We start from the raw sequence: 25,836 nt of genomic DNA, 5'->3' as shown, positions 1-25,836 counted from the left end.
AGCATCACATCCACTGACGCAAGCGCGGAGGTTCACCATGGGGCAATATCGACAATTGCTGGTGCTGCTGACCGAGGTAGATCCGCATTCCGCCGCTTTGCGCAGAGCCCTTGCCTTGGCGCATGTCAGCGGCGCCAGCGTGCATGTACTGGGTTTGTTCGAGCCGAGCGATCAGCACCTTCTGCGCGAAGAGCGGCTGAATGAGGCCGATATCAAGCGCCAGTACGAACACTATCGCGTTCAGTTGACGGGATTGGTCGAGCGGCATCGCGGCAGCGGTATAACGCTGACGGTCGACAGCCTGAATGCGGAGGATATCCGCAGCCAGGCGATCGATTACATCAGTGAACTGCAGCCCGATATGGTCATCAAGGACAGCGAGGCCGCATCGGCCCTGGCGCGCGTGTTCGGCACCCCACTGGATTGTGCGCTGATGCGAGGTTTCAAAGGCGTCAGCCATTTCGTGCCGGCGGGGGCCATCTCATTGCCGCGGCGTGTCCTGGTCGCAGTGGATACGGCGTTCAGCGAGACGCCTGCTGTGCAGGCGTGCTTCAACCGTGGACTGATTCGTGCTGCCCAGGCGTTGGCCTTGCAGTGTGACGCGCACCTGCATCTGCTATCGGCCTACAACCTGGCAGGGGTATTCGCCTCGGACATGAATGTCACCCAGGCGTGGATCGACGAGATGCGTGAGGCACTGCAGGAGCCTTTCGAGGCGCTGGCCGATGCCGAAGGCGTCGCGCCGGACCGCCGACATTTCATGGAAGGAGGCCCGGTACAGGTGATCCGTGAACAGGTCGCGGCCTTGGACATCGACGCGGTGGTGATGGGCGTGGTGCAGCCCAAAGGCCTGGACAAACTGTTGGGAGACACCACCGAGCGTATCGTCAGCCGCCCACCGTGCAGCGTGCTCGCCGTTCATCCCCAAATAGCCGAAAGTTGGGAGCCTTGGCCATGCAACTGACTTTTCTTGGCGGTACCGGCACCGTTACCGGCAGCAAATTCCTGTTGACCCGTGACAGCACGCGGATATTGGTCGACTGCGGACTCTTCCAGGGGTTCAAGCAACTGCGCCTGCGCAACTGGCAGCCACTGCCCCCGGCGTTGCGGGCACTCGATGCCGTGGTACTGACCCACGCCCACCTTGACCACAGTGGTTATCTGCCGGTGCTGGTTCGGGAAGGCTACCGCGGGCCGATCTACGCCACGCCGGCGACTTGCGCCCTGGCGGAAATCCTCTTGCTCGACAGTGCGCGGCTGCAGGAGGAGCAGGCCGACCATGCCAATCGCCACGGTTACTCCAAGCATGCACCGGCGCAACCGCTCTATACAGAGCAGGATGCCAAAAGGGTCCTGGCATTGTTTCACCCCGTAGAGTTGCATCAGGTGACCATGATCGCCGAGGGCATGGAGTTGCTGTTGCGTACCGCCGGGCATATTCTGGGGGCGGCCACGGTCCAGATCAGCGCCGAGGGGCAGACCGTGCTGTTTTCGGGTGATCTCGGGCGCCCTCAGGATCCGATCATGCGTGCGCCTGAGCTGGTCAGGACGGCCGACGTGCTGTTGATCGAATCTACCTATGGGGATCGCCAGCATCCCGCCGAATCGACCGAGCAGTATTTGGCCAAGATCATCAACGAAACGCTCCTGCGCCACGGCATTACCCTCGTGCCGTCATTCGCCGTCGGCCGTGCCCAACTGCTCATGTACTACCTGTACACGCTCAAGCGCGACCGGCTGATCCCTGATATCCCGGTCTACCTGAACAGCCCGATGGCCACCGACGCCACCGTCTTGTACCAGCAGTACCGCAGTGAACACCGGCTGACCGCAGCCGAGTGCGCCGCCATGTGCATAGGCACGCACATCATCCGGACGGTCGATGAGTCCAGGCACCTGGACCAACTGCGCGAGCCCGCAGTGATCATCGCCGCCAGTGGTATGGCGACCGGCGGACGGGTGCTTCACCACCTCAAGGCGCTGGCCCCCAACCCACGCAACAGCATTCTGTTCTCGGGCTTTCAAGCCGGGGGTACGCGGGGAGCCGATATTGTAGCGGGTGCCCACAGTGTGCGGTTGCACGGCGAGGATGTGCCCATCCGTGCACAGGTGCATGCGATGGAGAATCTTTCTGCGCACGCCGATGCCGACGAAATCATGGAATGGTTGCGCGGGTTCACCCGGCCGCCCCGTCAGACCTATGTCATTCATGGCGAGCCACACGCTGCCGATACCTTGCGGCGGCGGATCAGCCTCGAACTCGGCTGGCAGGTGTGCGTGCCTGAGTATCAGGAAACGGTTGCCATCGACCCAGTGCGCTAGGGGCTGCTTTCAACGCAGCATCAACGAGTTTCAAGGCTTCTCATACAGAGCCTGGGTCGGCGCGGGAGGTATTCATGAACACACAAGCAAGGGCAAAACTCAGAGCCTGGATGCATCGTCCAAAGGGCAGCCTGGGTTGGATCGTGGCGATTCTGGTCTTGCTACTCGCCGCATCGGCCTACCACGGGCTGAGCCCGACCTGGCGCCTGCCCATGCACGATCCGGCCGTGATACTGGCCTTGCTGGCCCTGAGTGTGGCGCTAGGCTGGGCGGTGCAGCGAGGCGTGAAGCGCACTGTCGGCAGGGCCATTTTCAACGGCCAGGAGACAGGCTGGCAGGCCAGGCTGGCGTTCCTTCGCTCGGTGGCCCGGGAGTCGAACATCCTGCTGGTGGTGCTGTTGTGCCTGGGGCTGCTGGGCACAGGCGCCTTGTGGTTGGCAGGACGCTCAGTGACGCAGATCGTGGCGAACTGCGAGGCCAACCTGCAGGCTCAAGTGGACGTACCCGAATATGAAAAACTCTCCACACTTGTCGGCAAACCGGTGTGCACGTGTCTGGCACAGACCTTCATGAAGCGCAACGGGGTGCTACGCATGGCTTTGTTCGAAACGCCCATGCAGGAGGTGAGCGGCTTGAAGGTACTCACACCCGATGATGAGCAGCGCTGCCTCAAACAGTTCGACCTGTTGCCCGAGGAGCCTCAGGCAACCATGCCTTGAATCAGATGCTGGCCGCCGCGTCAGGACAAGTCATGCCGCGGCGGCTTTGGTTCAGCTCAGTACAAGCCGGTGGATTACCTGGCTCGGATCATCAGGGTCGGTGGTCGTGGTAAATCCTGCTGCCTTGGCCATGTCACGCATTGCCTGATTGGCGGCGGAATCGATCGAATACATCTGCCGAAATCCTTTTGCCCGTGCATGATCAGTCAGGTGCTTGAGCAGCAAGCGGCCGAGGCCATGGTGTTGCCAGCTGTCGAGGACCGTGACCGCACATTCGCATTCATCCTTGGCGTCACAGGCAGCGTAACGGGAAATGCCCACTTCTTGCAGTTCGCCGTCGACATGCGCGAGGGCGACGAAGGCCGCTTGTCGGTCCTGATCGACCGCCATCAACTGGTCGAGCATGGCTTCACCGGGCTCCTTGATCTGGCACAGGAAGCGAAAGTGCCGTGATTCAGGTGACAACCGTTCGATGAAGGCTCTTTCGCGCTGCCTGTCCTTGGCTTGCAACGGCCTGATCAGTACATGGGTACCATTGTCCAAAGCATCGATCCAATGCTCGCCGGCGGGCACCGGAAATGAGGTGGGGGCAGGTTGAGGGGAGGGGTTGACTGGAGCCATGGCGGTATCCTCACACGTCTGGAATGAACAGTGGAGATACAGTTTCGTTGCGTGGCCTTGCACCGACTTGATAGTTGTCAATTGCTCGGCTGACAACTGGATTTTGCTGTCAATTTGAGGGAAGAGCGGATGTTACCGGTTCGCACAGCCCAATTGGCCGATGGTAAACAGGCAGCCGGCTTGTGGTCACCGCCGCACCCGGTACTCCATTATTTGGCTTTCCAGTACTTCTGCATTTCCAGGAAGAGGAACGAAGCGGTCCAGGTGATCAACACCAGGCCGGTCAATGCCTGCAGGCCAGTAAGGTACTTGAGGTGCCCGCTCGGGGTGATGTCGCCGAAACCAATGGTGGTATAGGTGGTGAAGGAAAAGTACACGCAGTCCAGGAAACTCCCGTCGAAGTTGCCGCTGAGCGTGCCCCAGCCGTCGGCATGGGCCATCAGGTAATACACCAGGGCAAAGCACCAGACCTCAAGCGCATGGGCCAGTAGTGCGCCGAACACGCCCGCTACGATGCGAAACCGGCTCCAGAGTTTGAGCCGTGGTAGCCAGTCATTCAGGCGCAGCAGGCATTCGTAGTGAATGATCACCACCAGGATCACGACCAGCATGTTGATCAGCGTGACAGTGAGCATCGCAGGTACTCCTGCCCTGATTGGCGGTTCATTTCAAGTTGTCGACCAACGCATGGATGGTAGCTCATTGGCCTGCCGCAGCAACGGCAGGAACTCAGCACACGATTGACAAATGTCAGGCTGCTGCAGGCGGCGTTACCGATACTCAGGGTGACTTGGCACGCACGAGGGTATGGACATGCAACGCTATCTGCTTTTGGGGTTGACGAGCCTGTTACTGGCGACGGGGTCAGGCTGCAGCCCTTGGCACACCGAGGAATACGATGCGCGCCTGGCGTCAGCAGAGGACAATGCTGCCACTGCGCGGTTGCGTGCCGATCAGGTGTGCTACCGCATCGATCTGGTAGAGCAGACTGCCAACGAGGCACTGCGCAGGGCGACCCTGGCTCAGGACCAGGTTCAACAACTGCTGCAGCAGTCCAGACGCAAGTAGCCGCCATGGCACAGCGTTGGTTGAACTCCAGCCTGTTGTTGGTGTGTGTGCTGGCTTTGCTGACTGGCGGCTTGGCCTACCTGGCGCAACAGCCCGCTTGGGCGGCGCTGGCCTGGGCGACTGGCGGCGCCTTCATGGCACTGGTACTGGTGGTGGAAATGGCCAGACGCCTGGCCAGGGGGGAGGCGGGCATTGATCTGATAGCCCTGCTGTCGATAGGCGCAGCCTTGATCCTCGAGCAGATGCTGGTCGCCGCGCTGGTTGCGTTCATGCTGGCCACCGGCCGTGCGTTGGAAGCCTTCAGCTTGCGCCACGCCGAGCGCGAATTGCGCGCGCTGATCCAGCGTGCGCCCCAGCGTGCCTGGGTCCAGGAACACGATGGGCTGCGCGAGGTTGCGGTGGATCAGGTTCAGCCTGGGCAGACCCTGCTGGTGCGTCTGGGGGACATCGTGCCGGTCGACGGGCAGTTGAAAAGTGACCAGGCCATCCTGGACGAGGCCGCGCTGACCGGCGAATCGTTACCTGTAACGCGCCATGCTGGCGAACACGTAGCCAGCGGGGTGTGCAACGCCGGCGCGCCGATTTGGCTGCTGGCCACGCACACGGCGGCACAAAGCACTTATGCGGGCATCGTGCGCCTGGCCGAGGCGGCACGCCAGTCACGGGCACCTTTCGTGCGCCTGGCCGACCGCTACGCGCTGGCGCTCATTCCGCTGACGATGCTGGTCGCTGCGCTCGCCTGGTGGATCAGCGGCGACATTCAGCGGGTACTGGCCGTTCTGGTTGTCGCCACGCCATGCCCGCTGATTCTGGCGGTGCCGATTGCCATCTTGTCGGGTATCTCGCGTGCGGCACGGCGGAACATTCTGGTGCGCGATGGTGCAGTGCTGGAAGCGCTCGCCGGGGTTCGCCAGGTGTTTCTCGACAAGACCGGCACCCTGACCAGTGGCCATGCCCGACTGCAATCGATCGAGGTCAAGGGGGAGGGGGTACCGCTGCAGATTCTGCAGCGGGCCGCATCGTTGGCCCAGGCATCCACCCATCCAATTTCACAGGCCATCGTTGAGGCTGCCCGTTCGCGAGGCTTGCCACTATCAACGCCGGAAAACGTCCAGGAAAGCCCGGGCCAGGGGCTTGCCGGGCGAGTTCAGGGCAAAGCCGTGCGCGTGGGCGCGCTGGCTTATGTACAGGATGGCAAGGACGAGGAGGCGTGGGCACGGACACGCTTGCAGCAATTGGACTATCTGGCCAGCAGCGGTAGTTTCGTGGCGGTGGACGGTGAATTGAAAGCGCTGTTGCGGCTGGCCGATGATGTGCGCCAGGAAACGCCCCAGACCCTGCGTCGGCTCCGTGCGCGTGGCATCGAGAAGATCGTGATGCTTACGGGCGATCGCCCACAAACGGCCGAAATGATCGCGCTGACGGCAGGCATCGACGAGCTGCATTCAGGCCTCTCGCCTGCGGACAAGATCCGGCTGGTGCAGCAGGGCTGCCGCGAAGGTCAGACCTTGATGGTTGGTGATGGCATCAATGATGCGCCTGCGCTGGCTGCTGCCGATGTCGGGGTTGCCATGGGTGCTGCCGGCGTCACCGCCTCGGCGCAGGCAGCCGGCGTAGTCTTGCTGGTTGACCGCCTGGACCGTTTGATCGAGGCGCTGGACATCGCCCGGCATGCGGTGCACATCGCCCGTCAGGGCGTATGGGTGGGCATGACCCTGTCGTTGCTGGCCATGCTGGCCGCTGCTGCAGGTTACTTGCCAGCGGTGATGGGAGCGCTACTGCAGGAAGGCATCGACTTGCTGGTCATCGTCAATGCGTTACGCGCCCTTGGCCCTTTGGCCGGGGACGGGCGAAACGGGCTTGGGGTAGCGAACCTGGAGCGCATGAGCGACGAACATCGGCAACTGCAGGGGCTTCTGACCGAACTGAGCCAGATGGCCGGGGATTTTTCCAGTCGACCCACCGTGCAGGCCCGGACCGACCTGAATCACCTCGTCGCCGCCCTGCATGAGCTACTGGAGCGTCACGAGCGGGATGATGAACAACGCTTGTATCCATTGTTGAGCCGCTACATGGCTGGTGATGACCCCCTTTCGGCAATGAGCCACTGCCACCGCGAAATTTTCCGTCAGATCCAGTTGCTGTCACGCATGAGCAAAGATTTTGTCCAGGCAGCGGCCAGCCCGAGCGCTGACGATATCCAGCACCAGCTCATCCGTCTGGACACACTTGCGCAATTGCACTTCGACCAGGAAGAAGCGTTGTATCGCTATCTGGACAAGCGCTGAATCAGTGCCTGTCGAAACAGCCCGGCGCGCTTGACGCCGCCCATGGCAATAGAGCAACGCTCAGCACTACCAGGTGCGAGGTGGCGTCTGGGAGCCTTGATATTTATCAAAAACGAACCTGCACCTGCTTCGATAATGACAATCGCATGCAACCCAACAGCCGCGCCGGGGAGGTGTCCCATGAAGCCGTATCGCCGGATTCTGCTAATCATGACCGAGGCCCGTGCCAATGCCGCGCTGCCCCGGGCCATGGCATTGTCTGCGGCGTCGGGGGCGAGCTTGCAAGTACTGGGTATCCACGAATCGGGTGAACTGCGCCTGCGTCATGAATTGCAGGAGGACTCGCTACCTTCGGTCTCATTCGTGCACTTCAGCACCGAACTCAAAGCGCTGCTGGATGAGCATCAATTCGTTGGGGCTCGGCCAGGTTTCGAGGCCGTAGAAACCTCCAATCCGCGCGATGAACTGCCAGCCTGCATTGCCCGCTACGCACCTGATCTGGTGATCAAGGACTGCCCGGGCCATTCCCTGCTCGACCAGATAGCCCGGACCTCGCTAGACCAAGTGTTGCTGCATGGAAGTGAGACGCCGTTGCTGTTCGTACCGGCGGATGCCCCAGCCATCCCCCAGAACATTCTGGTCGCAGTGGATGTCGCCAACCCGTCGCCACACAACGACGCCCTCAACCATGCCTTGGTCGCGGCAGGTCAGCAACTGGCGACTCAATGCAAGGGCCAGTTGCACTTGCTCTCGGCTTACGACCTGCCCATCGCCATGTTGGCCAACCCTGACCTTGCCGGCCCCTGGGCGAACCAGTTACGCGAGTCACTGCAGTTGCCTTTCGATGCGTTGGCCGATGCACATGGCGTTGCCCATACGCAACGGCATTTCAGCGAAGGCGCGCCCCTGCGCGTGATCAAGTCCTACATCGCCACGCTGAAGATCGATGTGGTGGTGGTCGGCGTTGTGCAGGCCAGGCGTTGGGCCAAGGTGATCGGCGATACCACCGAGCGGCTTGTAAGCCATGCACCGTGCAGTATCCTGACGATCAAGCCTGCGCCGGTCAGCTGACTTCATTGTCTCGCTTCTATCGTTTCCGCAGCAGGCTTGAACGCGGGCACCGCGTGCAGGGAAGTGTCATGAGGTCGTTCTCTAGCGTTAAGATGGAATCTGTTTTTGTCTCTAATTCGACAATGGAGCGCTGAGATGTTTGTTGATATGGCTGCCTTCACGCCGTGGTCGGCATTGGCAGGCGGGGCACTGATCGGTTTGGCCGCTGGGCTGTTCGCCGTTGCGAACGGGCGCATCGCGGGCATCAGCGGTTTGCTCGGTTCTCTCCTGCAAAGTGGCGGGGAAGGGCGGGGTGAAAAAGTGTGCTTCTTGTTGGGCCTCATTGCAGCGCCACTTTTATGGCAACTGTTCTCGGCAATGCCTCCGGCTCACTTCAGTATGGCGCCTTGGCTGCTTATAGTCGCGGGAGTTCTGGTAGGTCTCGGTACTCGCTATGGCGGTGGCTGCACCAGTGGCCATGGCGTTTGTGGCCTGTCACGCCTGTCGCCCCGTTCGGCAGTGGCGACTCTGTGCTTCATGGCCGCCGGCTTTGCCACGGTCTTTGTGGTCAGGCATCTTTTTTCAGGAGCGTGAAATGAAGCGGATCAGTGGCTTCATTGCAGGGTTGCTATTCGGCATGGGAATACTGCTATCCGGCATGGCAAACCCCGCCAAGGTGTTAGGTTTTCTCGACATTGCCGGGCAGTGGGACCCGTCGCTTGCACTGGTCATGGTGGGTGCGATAGGTGCCGCACTGTTGCCTATGACTTGGGCGCGGCGTCACACCACTGCTGTGCTGGGAGGTAAGATACAGCTGCCTGCCAGGCGTGACATCGACCGTCGACTTGTCGGCGGGAGCCTCGTCTTTGGCATAGGCTGGGGGCTTACCGGCGTTTGTCCGGGGCCAGCGCTGGTGTTGCTCGCCGGGGGGTACTGGCAAGCCTGGCTGTTCGTGATCGCGATGCTCGTCGGTATGGGGTTGTTCAATGTTGCGGAAAACTTTCGCAGTCGTCAGGGCAGGGTTTGACGATACACAAATTAGTCTTGATCGAACTCATTACCAGGCACTTACTGAGTGCAACTCTACTAAATGAATATTTAGTAGAGTTATTTCTTAAATTCATATTATAAGGGCAGGGTACCAGAGCTTATCCCGCTATGCTATGCGGCCGTTGGCTGTTGCTACCAGCCACAGCTCCAAGCGAAGGTCCACTTAAGACGCCATATGAAGGATGACGTCCCACTGCCCAATACTTGGGCTATAGAGGAAGCCCAGACATTTCTGCAGGCAGCTCAAGTGCTTGAGGTGAGAGCGAAAAGTTCCCCAGATAGAACGCGTTACTGGCCAGCTGTGAGGAATTCGGCGCTCGCTTGAGAGCTGTTTCTCAAGTCGCTTCTGGTTAAGGCTGACCCGCGTTCCCCAGATCTGAATATGATCCTGATGGGCACCTGCGACTGCGCCTGAAGCCACGTGGTAATGGACACTGCTTGTCTGATCTGTAAAACGCAATTCCTAGCGACCTAGCCAGCCAGTTTCGTGCGATTCACAGAGCCTGGCACCAGGCTTTGAGTTGGACAAATGAATAAGTACTGCGTCGAATCTGTTCTCTGGCACGCGGTATCCGTACGAAGCCGATTCAGTTCTAGGCGTAGACTTGGACGTGTTGAACCTCGCGTCGCAACTTGAGGTACTGGGTCAAATGACGCAACGTTGGCCGAAAAGCCAACGGCGACCGTAATTTCGGTGCCCGCGAAAATCGTAGTGCGATCTGGGCTCTGAAGTTTCACCGTGGATTTTTTCACCGTGAAAAACCACCGGCAGAGCTGTCTGCAGCGACTTACTTCGGAGCTGATGCGTGTTGCTGGTAGCAACACCTGAAGCCGGCTGAACTGGTAGTACACGGAAGAAACGATAACCCCATCCCCGGTAGCTACTTTAACCAGACAAATCAGTGAGTTGGGAATTTTCATCCCGATATTCGGTGAGTTAGTCGGTAAAAATCACTTCCAGCATTGAGAAGTAACTTCGACCCCATCGCATCGTTGAGAGGTAAATTAGACCCTATGGCATCACACGTCATTAGGATTCACTAAATGGAATGACTATCTCATAGTTTTTGTGAAATAAGCCTTGTAGTTGGGAGTTTTTATATCTTAATGCTCTTTAAGCGGCTTCGAAAGTAGCAAATCAGTCCTAAACGGCTCCGTTCGTCGTACTAAAATTCAGGAAGCAATTTCGTACCTTGGTATCCACTGAGGCCTATCCAAAATGCCATCACTCAAAGGGCACCGCCGCAAGCAGCTGGCAGCTAGCAGAAAGACGAGTGCTCACAACCGAAGCTTATGGATGACGTACAGCCCCAAAATGGATGCTGACCTCATCATCCTGGGTGATCTAGAGATCATCCATTGGGCTACGGAGCTTGAGACTTCTTCCGACGTGCTGACCTACCGGTTCGATGAGGACGTTAATGTAAGCGTGGATGCGGAAGGGGTAGAGAGTTTCAAGGAGTGCGATCCATGAACCCCACCTTCTAAAAGATAGGGCCTCAGCTTACCGTGGTATCTCTGGCGAGCAGTTCCATGGCAGCAAGGCTTCGTAGTCTGAGACCGACGACGCATACGGCAGGCGCTCAAGTACGTGGCGCAGCCACGTATAGGGCTCCTGGCCGTTGACCTTGGCGGTCTCGACCAAGCTGTATATCTGCGCACTTGCCGTGGCGCCCTTGGGCGTGTCACTGAACAGCCAAGCCTTGCGCCCAATGACAAACGGTTTTATCGCACGCTCTGCCAGGTTGTTGTCGATTGGCAAATGGCCCGCTTCGACATACCGTTCCAGGCGGCGCCAGTTGTTTGCCAGGTAATGCACCGCCTTGCCCAATACGCTTTGCGGCGTCACCTGGGCGTACGTCTTGTCCAGCCAGCTTTTCAGCTGACCGAGGATCGGTAAGCTTCTTTCCTGGCGACCGATGAACCGCTGTTCGTCGCTGACCTCCTTGAGGTCGCGCTCGATGTCATACAGCTTATTGATCATCGTCAGCGCCACATCGGCTCGTCCGGTCTTACCCTTGGGCTGCACCTTTTGTGCTTCGACGAACTTGCGGCGCGCGTGAACCATGCATGCCAGTCGCTCGATACCGGGCTGCAACGCCAAAGCGTTGTAACCCGCATAATCGTCGGTCATCACATAGCCGCGATAGCCTTGCAGCAGACGCAATGGTACTTCCTGCGCACGGCTGGTGGTGTAGTCGAACAGCACAACTTGTCGATCAGGCGGGCCACTGGCTTGCACCCACATCCAGGATTGGCTGGTCGGGTCTCGATCCGGTTCTTTCAACACCTGGACGCGGGTCTCATCGCAATGAATCACCGGACTTTCCAGCAGCCGATCACGCATCAGGTTCAACAGCGGCTGGAAGTATTTACTGCACTGGATCACCCAACGCGCCAGGGTTTGTCGTGGAATCTCGATGCCGTGGCGGGACAGCACACTTTCAAACCTGTGTAGCGGCAAGCCATCGACGTACTTGGTCGTCAGCAGCATGGCCAGCACGCTTGGGCTGGCCATGCTTTTTTCGATTAACTGGGCGGGCTTGTCAGCAGTGACAGGAGCAGTCTCGCAACCACGGCAGCCATAGATCTTGCGCACGTGTTTGAGTACGCGGATCTGCATCGGCACGATATCGAGCTGCTCGCTGGTTTCTTCGCCGATGACATGCTTGCGGCAACCGCAGGCGCAGGTCAGTTCGTGTTCGGGCAACTCATGGATAACTTCGATACGTGGCAGATTAGCCGCCAATGACTTGCGCTTGCCACGGCGCTTGACCGGGACAACGACTTCTTCATTGGCATCATCGACTACAGCCAGCAGAGGGTCATTTTCCGCTTCATCGAACATGGCCAGTTGCGGCGTTTTGGGATCGACGGTTTGCTCGGACTTGCGGCCAAAGAAACGGTCACGCCATAACTTGATTTGTTCTTTCAGATCGTCAATTTGGACGATGTGGGCCTGATTGACTTCCTGCTCGCGCAAACGGGCAGCATAGCTCTCAAGCAATAATTGCTTGAGCAGGGCAGGATCGTCTGGGAGATTGTCGGGCACGGAAATCATGCCGCGGATTATACCGGGTCAGGCGACGTAGCGCGGAGTCAAAACCTGATGAGGACGGTTGCGCCAAAGGTCGAAACCGTCGAGCAGCCAATTGAGTTCTTGGACGGTCAGGACAATCGCTTCGTCGCTGGGCTCAGGCGACATTTTGAAGCGCTCGGCTTCCAGGCGCTTGAGCCAGAGGCAGAAGCCGTTGCGCTCCCAGTACAACACTTTGATCCGATTACGCGCCTTGTTGAGGAAGACGAAGAGCACGGGGTCGAACACGGCGACTTTGATATCCAGTTCTACCAAGGCAGTAAGGCCGTCGATGGACTTTCGAAAGTCCACAGGCTTGGGGTAGAGGTAGACTTTTTCGACTTTGCTGTCGGGGCGCATCATGCAGGGCTGGCTCCAGAAGGAAATCGGGAGCACAGCATCGGGCATCAGGTAAGCGCTTTGAATGTGGGGTTCATGGAGCACTTACAAAGCTTCAACCCCTCCACTGAATTAGCTAGCAATGCAGTGAGCCTTATCGCAGCTCCGCGCTCGAAGAGCCGGCTATGTGATGGGGAGGCCTTCTATGCTGAGATCAGCATGGCATGGGTTGAGCTGAGTATCTACGCCGGCTGTTTATCGAGTAAGAGGTGTACATGAAAGTCGCTGAGCTGATTCAGTTGCTGCAGGCGTTCAATCCTCAGACGAAGGTGTTGATGACGCGTTCAGACTCCGGCCTGGAGGACGTTGTGGATTGCTATGAAGATCTGGTTTGCCAGGGGCGGGTGTTCAGATATGACCAGCTCGATGATTACGTCCTTTCCAAGGGCGCTGACGCAAGCACTGCTGAGAGTGTGATCGTCATCGACATGTGTGAGCGACTAGAAGACTGGAACAAGAAGCAGTGACGCCATCGCACCTGCCCGTCTCATCCCTCCAGCTTCCTGATGAGCCCCCCAAACTGCTGAGCCGGCTCCACATAGCGAAGGGCTGATTTCATGTCGCTCCAGCCCACGTACTCCATGAGCGTCTTGATGTCCCATCCTGAGCTTGCTGCCCACGTAGCAAACCCGCGTCGGATGGAGTGCGCACTGTAGATCTGGGAGGGTAGGCCACAGCGCTCAAGAGTGTCGCGAAGCAGCGGGATCAGACTGTGGGCTGCAAGTGGTCTCTCGCTGATGTTGCCCCAGCGATCAATACCTCTGAACACACTTCCGCGGGTAAGGCCAGCAACCTCGATCCAGTTCAGGTAAGCCTCAACCGGGCAAAGCTTGCTCAGAGATGGGGTTTTGTACTCGCGCCCGATGTTCTGTCGATCTCCCTTGCTAGACCCCAGATAAAACCTAATCCCGACGTAGCGCTCGGCATGCGTGTTCTCGATCGTGAGCCTGGCAAGCTCATCCCCGCGGAAGCCTCTCCAGAACCCAATCGTGAGCAGGGCGATGTCGCGACTCGCCTTGAGAAGAGCGCCCATGTTGCCGGAGGATCTTGCCTGAGCAGCTTCATCCTCAAGATACGCGACTGCCTTCTCAAGATGCAGCAACGCTAGCGGGGCGGCTTGCTTTTGCTGGACGGGGTGAAGCGCCCTAATGCCTTTGAGCAACTGCCTGACCTTCGGTGCCTTGGTCGGATCTGGGAACCCGTTGCTCTGATGCCAGTTGGCGAGCGCAGCCAGACGCTGCTTAAGGGTACTAAGCGCCAGCTGGTCAGCGTATTCAGCGATGTACCTCACGACCGACTCGGTGGTGGTGGGCAGATAGCCGCCCCATGTCACCTCAAAGTGGGAGAGGGCAGCTGCATAGCTCTTCGAGGTGTTCTCTCGAACGCTCGCCTCCAAGTACTTATCTGCCTTGCTGGCCCGCTCAACCACGTAATCCTCCAATTCCAGCCCTCGGTGGCTCTGTTTTGCCGTTTGTAGGCTTTCGGCTCATTTTACCCTCGACCATAGCCTTGACAAGCGATAATCCTCAATTATGTCTTGCCAAAAATTAAAGAATTCTTAGTGTTTGAAGGTGTTAAAGTGGCACGTAATTACATGAAACGTAAAACAGTACGTAATCGTAGGGGCAGACATGGCTAGAGGCGGCATTAACCTGGTACTGGTGCGCAAGGCTCGCGAGGCGCTGCTGTCGAGAGGGCAGAACCCTAGCATCGACGCGATACGCATAGAACTTGGGAATACTGGCTCAAAGACAACAATTCAGCGCTTTTTGAAGGAGATTGAAACGCATGACCCCCGACCATCAGCTTCGCCATCGCGCTTAAGTGATGAGCTCACGGAGCTGGTGGGCAAGATGCTCGAGCGCTTGCTAGAGGAGGGGAACGAAGCCTTGGCGCATGAGCGAGCCGTATTTGAGCTTGAACGAAAAGCGATGAAGGCTGAGAGCAGTACACTTCAAAGTAATCTTGAGCAATCGCAGTTGGAGATCGCCAAGCTGCAGTCAGCCCTGCAGGCTCAGGACGAAGAACTCAAGATCGTTCAATCCAGCCTTCAAACAGAGATCACTCGAAACGCCCGGATCAGCCAGAGCTGCAGCGACCTTGAGATTCGCGTGCAAGAGAAGGACGCCCAGATCGAATCTCTGGAGGAGAAGCACACGCATGCCAGAGAAGCACTCGAGCACTACCGAGTAGCGGTAAAGGAACAGCGCGACCAGGATCTAAACCGTCACGAAACTCAGATCTACCAGATGCAGCAAGAGGTGACAGTCCTCCAACAGACACTCATGGTTAAGCAGGAGGAGGCCACTCGATTGATTCGCGACAACGAGCGATTGATCGCCGAAAACCGCCAGCACGCCAAGGAGGCCAGCCAGCATCGTGACGCTATCGAGCATCTGAGAGGCGACCTAGGCATCGCCAATGCTGCAACTGCTCGCGCGGAAGGGGCCAAAGAGCTGCTGGCTCACCAGCTCGAAACCAAGAGTAAAGAGGCTACCGATGCCCATCTGACTGGAACAGCAGCACAGCAAAAGGCAGAAGAGTTGAAGGCACTGCTCGAGCAGTCTGAAACCGAGCTAGAAGCACTTCGCGCTTCGATTGAAACCAAAGAAGGGTCAGAAAGTCAGTAAGCCTCGAGCCGAGACGTATTAGTGGAGTACAAATGTACTCTATCCGTATTTCAGGCATACGCGCTTCTCTACACGTTCACCTAAGAGGTGCTCAGTTGCGATTACCTCAGGCGGCGCATCACGCTCTAAAATGATTTCCATCGGCTAATCGATCATGGATGTAAGTGAAGAGGCAATTTATGGATCGCGAAGGCCCTGGCACTCCAGGCACCTTTGATGCTCCGGCATCACCGAATCAGGATCACGCATTTCCGACAACCGCCTCGGAGCGCCTACAGCTGGCGCTCGATGCTGGCGCCAGCATCGGCACATGGGTATGGGATATCCGGATAATCGGGTTACCGCTGATGAGCGGTTCTCCCGCTCCTTCGGGCTGGCTGCGGACAGGTGTCTGGCCGGCATCCCGATCGAAGAAGCGTTTTCGTCCGTACACCCTGATGATCGTGAACGAGTCTCGGCTGACATCCAAGACGCCATGCGCCGCGGTGGCGCTTATCGGTGTGAGTACCGGGTGAGACAGCACGAGGGCGGCTACCGCTGGGTCGAAGCTAACGGCCGTGCCGAGCTCAATTCGGACGGCCTGGCTGTTCGCTTTCCGGGGGTGCTTCTGGACATCGAGTCACGCCGCTCTGCCGAGGCTGAGCGCGACAGAATGTCAGCCTTACTCCGCACTTTTGCCGCGGCAGTACCTGGCGTTGTCTATGCCAAAGACCTGGAAGGAACACTGCTGGTCGCGAACCATGGAGCCAGGCAGCTAATTGGTAAGCCACCTGAGTTTTACCTTGGCAAGACAGACCTGGAAGTTCTGGAAGACAAGGCCCAGGCCCGTCAGATCATGGAAATCGATCAGCGCATCATGCAAAGCGGGAAGGCCACTCAGATTGAAGAGCGCGTCGACATGCCGGATGGCTCGGCTACCTACTGGCTTTCAATGAAGTCTCCTCTTCGCAATGAATCAGGTGAAATCATCGGCCTGATTGGTTCATCCATTGATTTAACGGCAAGGAAGCAAGCGGAATCTGAGCTGCTGCAGCTCAATCACACGCTGGAAGCACGCATAGAACAGGCCATTGCCGAGCGTGAAGCAGCTCAAGCGGCGCTTCGCCAGTCACAGAAAATGGAGGCGGTAGGGCAACTGACCGGAGGTATCGCTCATGACTTCAATAATTTGCTGGCTGGCATTACAGGCAGCCTGGATTTGATCAGGCTTCGCTTGAAGCAGGGGCGCATTTCGGACGTCGAACGTTACGTGACAGTCGCACACGGCGCGGCTCATATGCACTGCAACCGCGCATTTGATGGCAGTCCGCTGCAAACGCCACGTGCACCTGCAGAACGGTAAGCTGATAGCTTCGCGGCATGCTTACTCATGCCTCAAAATCTGGTAAGAGAATGGTTCGAGTTCATGTTTTGCTGTAAGGGTCGATTGCTTACAGCGATGTGATTGCGTATCACCTTGATTCCATTACCCCTGGTTCGTTACTTCACGCGTCGAAGCACACGGGTGAGCGCGAGCTGGCGCTGGCGGGGAGCACTCGGTTCAACAACCGAAATCTGGTATCGCTGGCTCAGCAATTCGGCACCATGGCCTCCGGCTCAGGGAGTTCGAATTAGTGAAGTGCCCCTAGGATGGCCAGTCGCCCAAGGCTTAGACTTGAGATCATCCGAGGGCTTCGTATCACGTTCTTTTGAGACGAGGTTAGGGAATCTCCGAACAAGCCTTCAGTTATGCGAGAATCCCCGCAACACCTGATCCGAGCCGCCCATGAGCCAGATGAGCTTTTCCGACTTTGAGTACGCCGGCAAGCGCAAGCAAACCCGCCGAGAGCGCTTCCTCGCCGAAATGGATCAGGTGGTGCCCTGGGCAGGCCTGCTGGAGCTGATCGAACCGTTCTACCCCAAGGCCGGCGGCGGTAGAAAACCCTATCCTCTGGAAACCATGCTGCGCATCCATCTGTTGCAGAACTGGTTCTCCCTGAGCGACCCGGCCATGGAAGAAGCGCTCTACGAAATCACGCCCATGCGCCAGTTCGCACTCCTGACGCTGAGCGCGCCAATCCCCGAAGACACCACGATCATGAACTTCCGGCACTTGCTGGAGAAGCATCAGCTCGCACCGGCAATCCTTGCGGTCATCATGGTTATCTGCAGGAAAAAGGCCTGTCGCTGCGCCAAGGCACCATCGTCGATGCCACCATTATTCATGCCCCAGCTCGACCAAAAATAAAGAAGGCAAGCGTGATCCGAGATGCACCAGACCAAGAAAGGCGGTCAGTATTTCTTCGGGATGAAGGCGCACATCGGTGCCGATGTCGAGTCCGGCCTGGTGCATCACGTCCATGGCACCGCTGCCAATGTGGCCGATGTCACGCAGGTGGCTGAACTGCTGCATGGCGAAGAAAACGCCGTGTATGCAGATGCCGGTTACACCGGTGTCGAAAGGCGCGAAGAGCATGAAAATCGGGGTGATCTGGCAGATTGCAGCGCGTCGCAGCACCTATTCCAAGCTGAACCAGCGCAGCGTACTGTACAAAGCCAAGCGCAAGATCGAGTTCTGCAAGGCTCAGACACGGGCCAAGGTCGAGCATCCGTTTCGCGTGATCAAGCGGCAGTTTGGTTACGTGAAAGTACGTTTTCGTGGGCTGATGAAAAACACGGCTCAGTTGACCACGCTGTTCGCCCTGGCAAACCTGTGGAGGGTTCGAAAACAGCTCATGGGTATGGGTGAGGTTCGCGTTTAACACGGAGAACCGGTCGAAAAAGCTCTCCGTACATGATTTTTCGGTCACTTTTCGTCCAATGACGCTGTAGGTGCCTGGAAAATTGCAACTTGCCGCGGCTGCACGACAAGTTGATCGGAGCATCCTTAGAGAGACCAACAACCCGCTGCGGCTCGCTAGATTATACGAGCACAAATTGCATCAGACTTTTCCCGCGAACTCCGCACCTTAACAGGCGCCTGACTGCTATTCGTCAAATGACCAAACAGTCGAAACCGTCCTGGCCCTCATCGCCAACTTCAGGCAGCTCTGATATTTGCGCATCAATGTTATCTAAAAGTTTTGCGCCACCGATAAGCAAGGCTTCCAGCTTCTGTTTTCGGTCGTTGAGCATACGCCTCCGATTCACGTTAGTAGACGATGCATTCATAAGATCGCTTCGCTGTGCAATGATTCTTATCAAGGTGATATCGTCGCCCTCGTCCAGCCGAGCATCACTTGCGAGCTGTACCCACTGCTTTGAGCTGTCGAGAGCCTCCTTCGCCGCTTCTGCTAAGTAAAAGCTGACGATCTCCCTGGCTGCTTGATCGACTAGTTTGGCCATTTCCACGCATGTCTTTACCCCTTCCGACTCCTCATCACTATCGTTTGGGGCGCGAGATGGGGAGAAGTACCGAAATCGGATCGCATCAGGGGCTAGGCTCTCTAGCGCCTCGAAAATTGGTTTCATTCCTTCGAAAGGATTTCGTCCTGACGCAAACGCGTGCCGATGTGTCCACAATGCTAAAATCGCTTCACGTACGGCTTTCTGCTTCGTAAGGCGTTCTACCTCCGTCGCTGATTCGGCCTCATGAATTAGCTCGGCAATGTGATGAGCCATCCAGCGGCCAAGCGTATCCACTGAGTCGTCAAACCCCTGTTCGGTGACCAACTGTTTCCCTAAAGTCAGGATGGCCTCTGAGACTTTGGACTGTTCCGTCGTTTCTGAAGATGTAGATTCGATTGCTGGGGAAGTGTGTGAGCTCATCGTCGTTTCGGACTCGATAAATTTGGTGGCGGGCGTTCTGCTGAATTTCTACTTCGACAACCAGATGTTTGCCTGCTGCCTGTAGGTATTCGATGACAAAGTCGATGGAGGCTTCAAGACTATGCCCGTTGGCCGTCTCAGCGCTGTCATCGACGTCGGAATCCCCCCATGTGCGGGATCTCATGACGGGAGTAGAAGAGGACGGGAGGAACCATTCCCTCCGATCAGGATCAGTCGTTAGGCTCATGGCCTCAATGACGAACGCAGCTGGTTCCGGTACGGGGAATGGAATGTTGCCGCCCCAAGGATCACTGCTATCTATCCCTGATTCGTCGTGCAAATGCTTTACCCACCCTTTAAGTAGATAGGGTGGGGTATCGATCTCCAACTCGTCTTCGGCACTTGGTATACGGAAGTCATGTGGATGTCCAACCGTCTGAAGGGCTCGTAGCAGCGATGAAGACGTGCCCGGTGATACCAGGGCCGAATGCACAGAGATTGTCTCGATGTGATTTGGATTGATTCCTGACCAACTCCCCCACAGAGTCATCAAGCCTGAACCAGGGTAGAGGGCGTGGTCAAAGTCATTAATAGAGATCGATCCTAGCCAATCCCCGACCTCATCACACCTAGGCCGATCGTAGTAGCTCAACGGGATTGGGTCGCGCCGATCTGCGATCCATCGTCCATTGGGGCGGGCCAGATCGTGGCGGGTTAGCCATTCCCCAAATCTATCTTCATTCGAGCCCTCTCGATTGACCTGCGCAACGGTTGATAGCATCTGGGATGCGGTCATCATCATTGCATGATAGGAATAGTAAAAACTCAAGTTATCTACGCGCGGATAGCTGCCGTGCCTACAAGTGGTATCTTCATAGCGAAACAGCTCAGCCTGGTTCCGCGCATCCTCATCCCAGCGATGTATTCCTGTGTAACCCAGTTCGTCGCGCCTCATGCTGTCCGCCTCGTGAACTACTTGTGCTAGCCTCAGCCCAAAACAGCGTCCAAGCGGCTTGAGCCAGTACTGTTCAACATCCCAATCGAAGGAGGAGCGGTCGCCCTCGATGGTATCCTTACTTGCTGACATAGGAGGTGTCACTGAAGGACTCGCATCCTCAGGCCGCACGCCTAACGTTGAGCAAATATTCACAAGTCCTTGCTGAACCTCGCCTGAGATCGCGGTCACTCCGTGATAGGTCAGAACCATTAGGGTTCGAGCCGCAAACAGCTGGATCATTAAGTGACGGGGATGCAGATCAGCTTTAGCTAGGAGGTAGTCAATATGCGGAATCAGGGCTTTGGGATACTCCAACGCCGCTCGCGCGGCAGCTATCAGTAGCCACTGGTGAGCATGAAGGCTGTAGAACTCGAATCGAGCGTCCCCGTATGGACTAGTTACATCCCTTGAAGCGTGGGCGAAGAGTTCGTCGACAACTCGCGTTCTATCAAGCGCGCACAACGCAACCACGGTATGGGCCGCTTCCCACCGAGTGGCAGCTATAGGGGATGCTAGAGCAGCCCATACGTATCCAGCCACTGCTTCTTCGACGGTAGCAGGCGGAGTGAGATCCTGAGTCCATTCACCATCCCCGTCACGCTCCTCAAGCACTGGTTCGAATAGCATCAAACCATATGACAGGGTTTTCAGTGCCTCGTCCTGGGTCAGCTTTTCTGCGAGCAAGCCGACGAGACTGAAGAGGTGGTCTGCACCTACCTGCTCAGCCGACTCAGCGATGGCCTCTAAAATTGTGTCCAATAGCTCATCTTTGCCGATACCAGATGATTGATATGCAAGCTGAAACGGCATGACTTCATAGTGCCGGCTGCGCCTAATCACCATGCAATGCCGTCGAGTAATGACCTTCAGCATACTTTGGAGTGCATTACGGATTGCAGGCCTTGCAATCCAGTGGGCTGGAAGTGCCTCGAGAAAATATCGCAAATGCCACAGATCGAATTGAGTCGAATCTGCAAACGCAGTGATAAATGACGGCTCCTTTCCTACCTGCACACGCCTGGTAATCTCGCTGAAAAATTCTTCCGTATTGAACGGCGGTGTATCCTCCTTAAACCGCTGATGCGCGATCAAAATACCCATCGCCATGGAAAGGTCGCAATCCCGAAAAATGGCGTCCCAGTCACGCTTGGTACTGGAGAGGCTAGATTGGAGGGGGGGATGTGAGGGCGAACGTTTTTTCTGGATGGCTTCGAGTTTGATGGCCCCTGCTAGGCTTAAACTCAATCCCGGCAGAGACACAGACGCCGAGTTCGCCACGAACGTCAGGGCTTGCCACTGAGCAGCAGTCTGAGTCTTCAGCGTCATGTAGCGATAGGTAAGTCTGAGGGCAGTTTCCCTTATGTGTGGCTCAGCACAGCTCTCAAGCGCGGCAGCAACCAAACCAGGTTCATCCCAGTCGGCGCGGAAACTTATCATGGGCAAGGCGTCCAACGCGTTAATGACTTTTTTTGCCAGTAACGCTCGAATCGTTCTTTTCAGGATCCTGTCGTCACTTCCAAAGTGGCGATCACGCCAGCGACTCGCAATGGTTAGGGCGGAGGTAGGGCATAAACCAACCAGCGCGTCGATCGTTGCAGTCCAAGCGAAGTGTTTATCACGGTCTACGTAATCTCGGGTCACCTCTGCACAACGTGCAAAATTGTAGGCTACTTCTGAAGCCGGGCGTGCTTCACTCGACGCACGATCTGCTAATTCGATAACTGCATCCCAGCGAGCAAGATTTTCATCCCCTATCCTGCTCGCAACGCCAACTGCCTCATCGAAATAGACCTGAGCATCCTCAGGACTGATCGCCAGTAACGAACGAGCCACATCAACTAGCCCCTCCACCAGGTGGCGAGCATCGGAGCGTTCGGAACGGTGCAGCGAGGCGGCTGTATTAGCCAACGTGAATGCGAAGTCCTCAGATCCCCTTACGCTACTGAAGAGCCGCGTTAAGCGATTCAGCGTCGGGGTAAAAAGCGGACGACTCAAATTGTTTGCCCACTCTATCAGGTCGTTATAACTGCCACGTTCGGTGACCTGGCTCACCAAAAGCGTATCCATCCATAAAACTGCGATCGCATCGGTAATGTGCGGGAAGTCGTGGCGATTGTACGTCGCGGTTGAAGCAGTTGAGGATACAGCCTGTGATATGGCCTCCTGCAAGCTCGATTGAGATGGTGCGCTGACAACCGACTGGGCCCATAAATTGATCCAAGGAATGAGTACCCCAACGCTTGATTCAAATTCCCGCAGCTCCTGCGACTTGCTATGAGATTTGCTGTTCTGCATTTCCTCTTTGATTCCGGGAGAAGCGACATCTGTCACATCCAGCTTACTGCCTGCAAGCGCGGCTTGCAGAGCGTAAGCTCGAAGGTTCGGACTCACCCCGAAGTGAGATGACATCCGCGTTGGGGGAGGGAAGGGAAGGAACCGAGAGAGCACACATATAGCTTTTTCTGAATCACAAATATTCTGTCGGAAAGCAGCTTCGACTATCGCTGAAATCGCGACTAATGGAGGAGATCCATCCCACTTGTCTGGTGCATCGATAAACCGTACGCGGGAAAGGAGCCTGAGGGCTCGCCTTGTCACCTCTGTCGGTAGCGCTCGGTTCAAATTGCACGCTTGCTCAGCTAATCCGAGTACTAACGCCAAGTCATTCCCTGCGGCTAACGCGAGTGCGTCTAACTCGTCATATAGTCCGTGATCAAGCAGGCGCTTCGCCGCGATACAACCGGCTTCATAGGACAGAGATCGTGGGTGCCACCGACGCAAGCTTTCAGCAGCTGGGCCAGGGCCATCAATACGGAGGAAGGCGATCGTCATCATTGCCCGATCTGTATCGGTGACAGGCTCCTGCTGTCGATCTTCAGCTGGCAATTCACTCCAATTAATCAGCCATTCTTCAGCCATACGAAGACGGCTGCGGGCTTCACCTTTAAGATCGGGATACCCAGACAGTACGACCGCCTCGTACAGGTGGTGCGAACCAACCCACCCGGAACCGAAGGTACGACGCGACACGATTTCTTGAGCGCTATTACTGTCCATGAACGGCGAGACCAAATCAGCGTTCTCTCGTAATAGAGTACGTTGTCGTTCATTTCCCGCACTTTCACCGCCAGCCTTGAGAGCAAGTTTGGCGGCTTCAGGATATCGATGGCTGCGCAAGCTTGCTTTCAGCGCAAATTGAAGGCGTTGGAGTTCGATATCACGACGCTCCACTGGCCCAGACCCAGGAAGCCCTTCTGAGGTCAGAGCCAAATCTACAAGTTCAGAAAGCTGGCCAGCTTCGAGCATCAACTGTGGCAGCACGCTTGCCACGTACGCACTGGAAGAGCTCAGGCTGGCCAAGCGCTCCACGAAGTCTCCCAAGCGTGATGCCTCGGGTTTGAATCGCTCACGAAACCAAGTCTCTGCAGGCTCGTCATAGAATTGAACTGTTTCATCGTTGACTATAAGAGGGCGGCCTAAATCAAGCGCGAAGCTTCTGACTAGCGCTGGGGTTACGCCCGATATACCTGCAAGAACTGCTATAGGTACCAACGGGCGTAACGAGGCAAGTGCTGCGCAAATCAAATCAATTTGTGATCGCTCTAGCGCGCCTGCAGTATCGCGTAGCTTCGCGATGGACTGCTCCAATATACCGTCGAGGGCGCTATCCACTGTAGTAGGGTTCGGCCCGAGAAGCCTGAGCATGTCGGGAAGCGGTAATCCACGAGAGAGTGCGAGGGCTTGAACTCGGGGGTTTTGTGAGCTTAGTCGGTGGAACTCTTCGACGTCCTGGTCAGTGGCGAGTGGGAAACTTTGACGCAAGTGCGCCGCCGTTTCGTCGAGAATAAATGCATTCAAACCGAGCAACAGCGCATGAGGAGGAGGGTCGAGCATCGCCTCTCGATGAGGCCGGCACAGGGCAACCAGTCGAACACCTTCTGGAAGCGCCTCACGCAGAAGGTCTCGAACAAACGATCGAGGCTCACCTATATCCTCGGCCGCCATTTGAGCGTTGTCAGCAGCGTCTACTATGAGGCACAGCAACGCATCTGCATTCTGCGCTTGAAGCAATGTCACGGCCTGTTTTACACGGTACAGGAACGCTCGCATGTAGGCAGTACTATCTGCGTTCGGGCTCGGAATCAGTGGGTGACAAAGACCAAGCGCAGAGAGTTCGTTCGCTAATTGAACGAGAGCAATTCTGTGGCGGTGGCGGTAGCCCGTTACGCTGCGGTACTGCCCGTTCCCGAAGCAGTCGTAGAGTAAACTGACTGACCCTTCAGGCAGGTTCTGGCCAATTCGGGTAGAGAGCACTGACTTTCCGACGCCTGCATCTGCATGAACGATTACAGGATGGTCGCTGGCATCAATGACCGAGCGGATGATTCCTAGTTCTTGCTGTCGGGGTATTGCGTCGGCAATTTTCCCAATCAGGCAGGGTGCTGGGAAGAGGTGGCCCTCGTCTGTCCGCAACTCCCGCAGCACGTCCATTTTGGTGATAGTGGGATTGGCCGCGCTCTCTGATAACGCCTTTTTGTTAACCAGCTCTTTGAGTCGAACTGGCGCATCTACGTCTACATCGGGGAGATATCCAAGAACGTCCTGAAACAGTATGTTTCTTTGTGTCCAATAGTCATCTTGCAAGCCTTCCAGGTGGAGCATGCGGCAGAATGTGGCAAGCGCATCACCATTCAGCGAGGTGAATTTTTCGAGTTTTTTGAGGTTGTTTGGGTGACGGGCCTTCCGCTGGGAAGCCGCATCCTCAACTGCCTCTATGAAATCTGCGCTTATAGGGCGATTGGTAACAAACCAGAACTCGAGTATCTCGCTCAACGAGGTATCAGGTAGCTCTTTCTGAAGAGCCTGGTAACGTTCCGCAAAGCCGCAGATCGTCTTCTCCAGGCCGCTGGGCTGCCAGATCTCATCCACGCGAACCGTAGAGTGTTTGAGCTGCAGATAACGAACTCTGGTCGCGCTTCTCAGCTCGGTACTGCCGTAATACTCGGCAATATCGATGAGTTGCTCACCTACCTCTGAGACCTCGGCTTCCGAAAGTTCGTCGGTGGCAGCGCCCTCGATGGCAATTGCTACGAGACCGGATTGAGGCGTTAGCAACTGCAAGGCACGGCGTGCCGCCCACAAATAATGAAACTGATCGCCATCTCGGCTAGCACGAACGAGCATGCTTTCGGACATACGGACACTTCCCTGATTCATTCCGGCAAATTCTGTCATGTCCTGGAAAACTGGACACCGACGATGTTGACTTCCTGCGCGCAAGATCCACACCATAAGGGCGACGAGGTCTGGCGCATTACCTAGGCTGGGGCTGAGAAAGTCGGAGAAGCTAGCCTCACAATCATGCTTAAGCTCGGAAAAGCCTATGGTAAACAAGCGCTCAGAATCGCCTAGATCTGGACATCCCTTGATGATCCCACGCCACCGCTGTGCGGCGATAACGGTTGAAACGGTTCAAAACTGCATAGGTAATCGATAGCGGCTGGCCCAAAAAACTGAGCCCGCCATACGCTGGGCTATCGTTCGTAGGAGTCACCACCAGTACTGATCTTGTAGATGGTCTCGGAGTAGGGCAGACGCGCAATGATGGTGGTAGCGTTCACCACAGCCCCCATCGTCATACCGCGGCAAAGCAGGTTCACATAGCCCTGGATGCGAACGCACATCGCATCAGCGCTATCGATGAAATTCGTCTTGTTGAGGCGAAGCATGATTACTGTCCTTCCTTCTGGTACCGCTCCAATTGGCGGTACTGAGAAGATCGTAATCTGGGTGTAGATAACCAAGCAGAGTAGGGCGATGCCCGCTGCGATGAAAGCCTTTTTCATGGGATGAGAGTCCTATCTCAGAA

General features: G+C 56.7%; 19 protein-coding genes and 2 pseudogenes. 13 read left to right on the top strand and 8 right to left on the bottom strand.

Annotated elements, in window-relative coordinates:
- The first annotated feature begins 37 nt into the window (after window positions 1–37).
- From GST84_12885 to GST84_12875, 3 genes are all read left to right on the top strand, one after another.
- Window positions 38–964, top strand: coding sequence for a universal stress protein (locus tag GST84_12885; GenBank protein ID XGB13212.1), 927 nt, complete (start codon window positions 38–40; stop codon window positions 962–964).
- Window positions 955–2,322: an MBL fold metallo-hydrolase gene (locus GST84_12880; protein XGB13211.1), complete on the top strand. Its 1,368-nt coding sequence runs from the start codon at window positions 955–957 to the stop codon at window positions 2,320–2,322. Before GST84_12885 ends, GST84_12880 begins: the two co-directional genes overlap by 10 nt.
- A 212-nt stretch (window positions 2,323–2,534) precedes the next feature.
- Entirely contained in the window at window positions 2,535–3,041 is a 507-nt protein-coding gene (locus GST84_12875) for a hypothetical protein (GenBank protein XGB15764.1), read from the top strand.
- A gap of 51 nt (window positions 3,042–3,092) precedes the next feature.
- On the opposite strand, the gene GST84_12870 is transcribed toward GST84_12875, so the two are convergent.
- Both GST84_12870 and GST84_12865 read right to left on the bottom strand, forming a co-directional pair.
- Window positions 3,093–3,662, bottom strand: coding sequence for a GNAT family N-acetyltransferase (locus GST84_12870; GenBank protein XGB15763.1), 570 nt, complete (start codon window positions 3,660–3,662; stop codon window positions 3,093–3,095).
- A 209-nt stretch (window positions 3,663–3,871) separates the two neighbouring features.
- On the bottom strand, window positions 3,872–4,297 hold the full coding sequence (locus tag GST84_12865) for a two pore domain potassium channel family protein (GenBank protein ID XGB13210.1): 426 nt from the start codon (window positions 4,295–4,297) through the stop codon (window positions 3,872–3,874).
- 178 nt (window positions 4,298–4,475) lie between these two features.
- On the opposite strand from GST84_12865, the gene GST84_12860 reads away from it, so the two are divergent.
- The 6 genes from GST84_12860 to GST84_12835 all read left to right on the top strand — a co-directional run bounded on the left by GST84_12860 (window position 4,476) and on the right by GST84_12835 (window position 10,592).
- Window positions 4,476–4,730: an outer membrane lipoprotein OprI gene (locus tag GST84_12860; GenBank protein ID XGB13209.1), complete on the top strand. Its 255-nt coding sequence runs from the start codon at window positions 4,476–4,478 to the stop codon at window positions 4,728–4,730.
- Window positions 4,731–4,735: 5 nt separating this feature from the next.
- Window positions 4,736–7,018, top strand: a complete 2,283-nt coding sequence (locus tag GST84_12855; GenBank protein XGB13208.1) for a heavy metal translocating P-type ATPase — start codon at window positions 4,736–4,738, stop codon at window positions 7,016–7,018.
- Window positions 7,019–7,198: 180 nt separating this feature from the next.
- The gene (locus GST84_12850; GenBank protein ID XGB13207.1) at window positions 7,199–8,089 is read left to right on the top strand and encodes a universal stress protein; all 891 of its coding nucleotides are present in this window, start codon (window positions 7,199–7,201) and stop codon (window positions 8,087–8,089) included.
- A gap of 135 nt (window positions 8,090–8,224) precedes the next feature.
- Complete coding sequence (locus tag GST84_12845; protein XGB13206.1) at window positions 8,225–8,662, top strand: YeeE/YedE family protein; 438 nt, start codon at window positions 8,225–8,227, stop codon at window positions 8,660–8,662.
- 1 nt (window position 8,663) lies between these two features.
- Window positions 8,664–9,095, top strand: a complete 432-nt coding sequence (locus GST84_12840; GenBank protein ID XGB13205.1) for a YeeE/YedE family protein — start codon at window positions 8,664–8,666, stop codon at window positions 9,093–9,095.
- Window positions 9,096–10,415: 1,320 nt separating this feature from the next.
- Window positions 10,416–10,592 carry a hypothetical protein gene (locus GST84_12835; GenBank protein XGB13204.1) on the top strand — a complete coding sequence of 59 codons (177 nt, stop codon included), beginning with the start codon at window positions 10,416–10,418 and terminating at the stop codon, window positions 10,590–10,592.
- Between the two features lie 30 nt (window positions 10,593–10,622).
- Here GST84_12835 and GST84_12830 read toward each other — a convergent pair whose 3' ends face one another.
- Both GST84_12830 and tnpB read right to left on the bottom strand, forming a co-directional pair.
- The gene (locus GST84_12830; protein ID XGB13203.1) at window positions 10,623–12,179 is read right to left on the bottom strand and encodes an IS66 family transposase; all 1,557 of its coding nucleotides are present in this window, start codon (window positions 12,177–12,179) and stop codon (window positions 10,623–10,625) included.
- An 18-nt stretch (window positions 12,180–12,197) separates the two neighbouring features.
- Complete coding sequence (gene tnpB / locus GST84_12825; GenBank protein XGB15762.1) at window positions 12,198–12,554, bottom strand: IS66 family insertion sequence element accessory protein TnpB; 357 nt, start codon at window positions 12,552–12,554, stop codon at window positions 12,198–12,200.
- Window positions 12,555–12,808: 254 nt separating this feature from the next.
- Here tnpB and GST84_12820 point away from each other — a divergent pair, with 254 nt between their 5' ends.
- Entirely contained in the window at window positions 12,809–13,060 is a 252-nt protein-coding gene (locus GST84_12820; protein XGB13202.1) for a hypothetical protein, read from the top strand.
- A 20-nt stretch (window positions 13,061–13,080) separates the two neighbouring features.
- Here the strand turns inward: GST84_12820 and GST84_12815 are convergent, their stop codons facing one another.
- Window positions 13,081–14,034, bottom strand: coding sequence for a tyrosine-type recombinase/integrase (locus GST84_12815; protein XGB13201.1), 954 nt, complete (start codon window positions 14,032–14,034; stop codon window positions 13,081–13,083).
- 190 nt (window positions 14,035–14,224) lie between these two features.
- Here GST84_12815 and GST84_12810 point away from each other — a divergent pair, with 190 nt between their 5' ends.
- From GST84_12810 to GST84_12800, 3 genes and pseudogenes are all read left to right on the top strand, one after another.
- Window positions 14,225–15,223 (top strand): integrase, encoded by a 999-nt coding sequence (locus tag GST84_12810; protein XGB13200.1) that lies wholly within the window; start codon window positions 14,225–14,227, stop codon window positions 15,221–15,223.
- Window positions 15,224–15,402: 179 nt separating this feature from the next.
- Window positions 15,403–16,496: pseudogene (locus GST84_12805) on the top strand (PAS domain-containing protein).
- 492 nt (window positions 16,497–16,988) lie between these two features.
- Window positions 16,989–17,964 (top strand): annotated as a pseudogene (locus GST84_12800) (IS5 family transposase).
- 232 nt (window positions 17,965–18,196) lie between these two features.
- Here GST84_12800 and GST84_12795 read toward each other — a convergent pair.
- The 3 genes from GST84_12795 to GST84_12785 all read right to left on the bottom strand — a co-directional run bounded on the left by GST84_12795 (window position 18,197) and on the right by GST84_12785 (window position 25,813).
- Window positions 18,197–18,874, bottom strand: a complete 678-nt coding sequence (locus tag GST84_12795; GenBank protein ID XGB13199.1) for a hypothetical protein — start codon at window positions 18,872–18,874, stop codon at window positions 18,197–18,199.
- The gene (locus GST84_12790) at window positions 18,852–25,163 is read right to left on the bottom strand and encodes a hypothetical protein (protein ID XGB13198.1); all 6,312 of its coding nucleotides are present in this window, start codon (window positions 25,161–25,163) and stop codon (window positions 18,852–18,854) included. The genes GST84_12795 and GST84_12790 overlap by 23 nt, the downstream gene beginning before the upstream one ends.
- 338 nt (window positions 25,164–25,501) lie before the next feature.
- Window positions 25,502–25,813 (bottom strand): hypothetical protein, encoded by a 312-nt coding sequence (locus GST84_12785; protein ID XGB13197.1) that lies wholly within the window; start codon window positions 25,811–25,813, stop codon window positions 25,502–25,504.
- Window positions 25,814–25,836: the final 23 nt, after the last annotated feature.

Origin of the sequence: Pseudomonas putida (genome assembly GCA_041879295.1) — a bacterium.
Lineage (GTDB): Bacteria > Pseudomonadota > Gammaproteobacteria > Pseudomonadales > Pseudomonadaceae > Aquipseudomonas > Aquipseudomonas putida_Y.
This window is presented reverse-complemented; position numbering and strand designations above follow the sequence as displayed.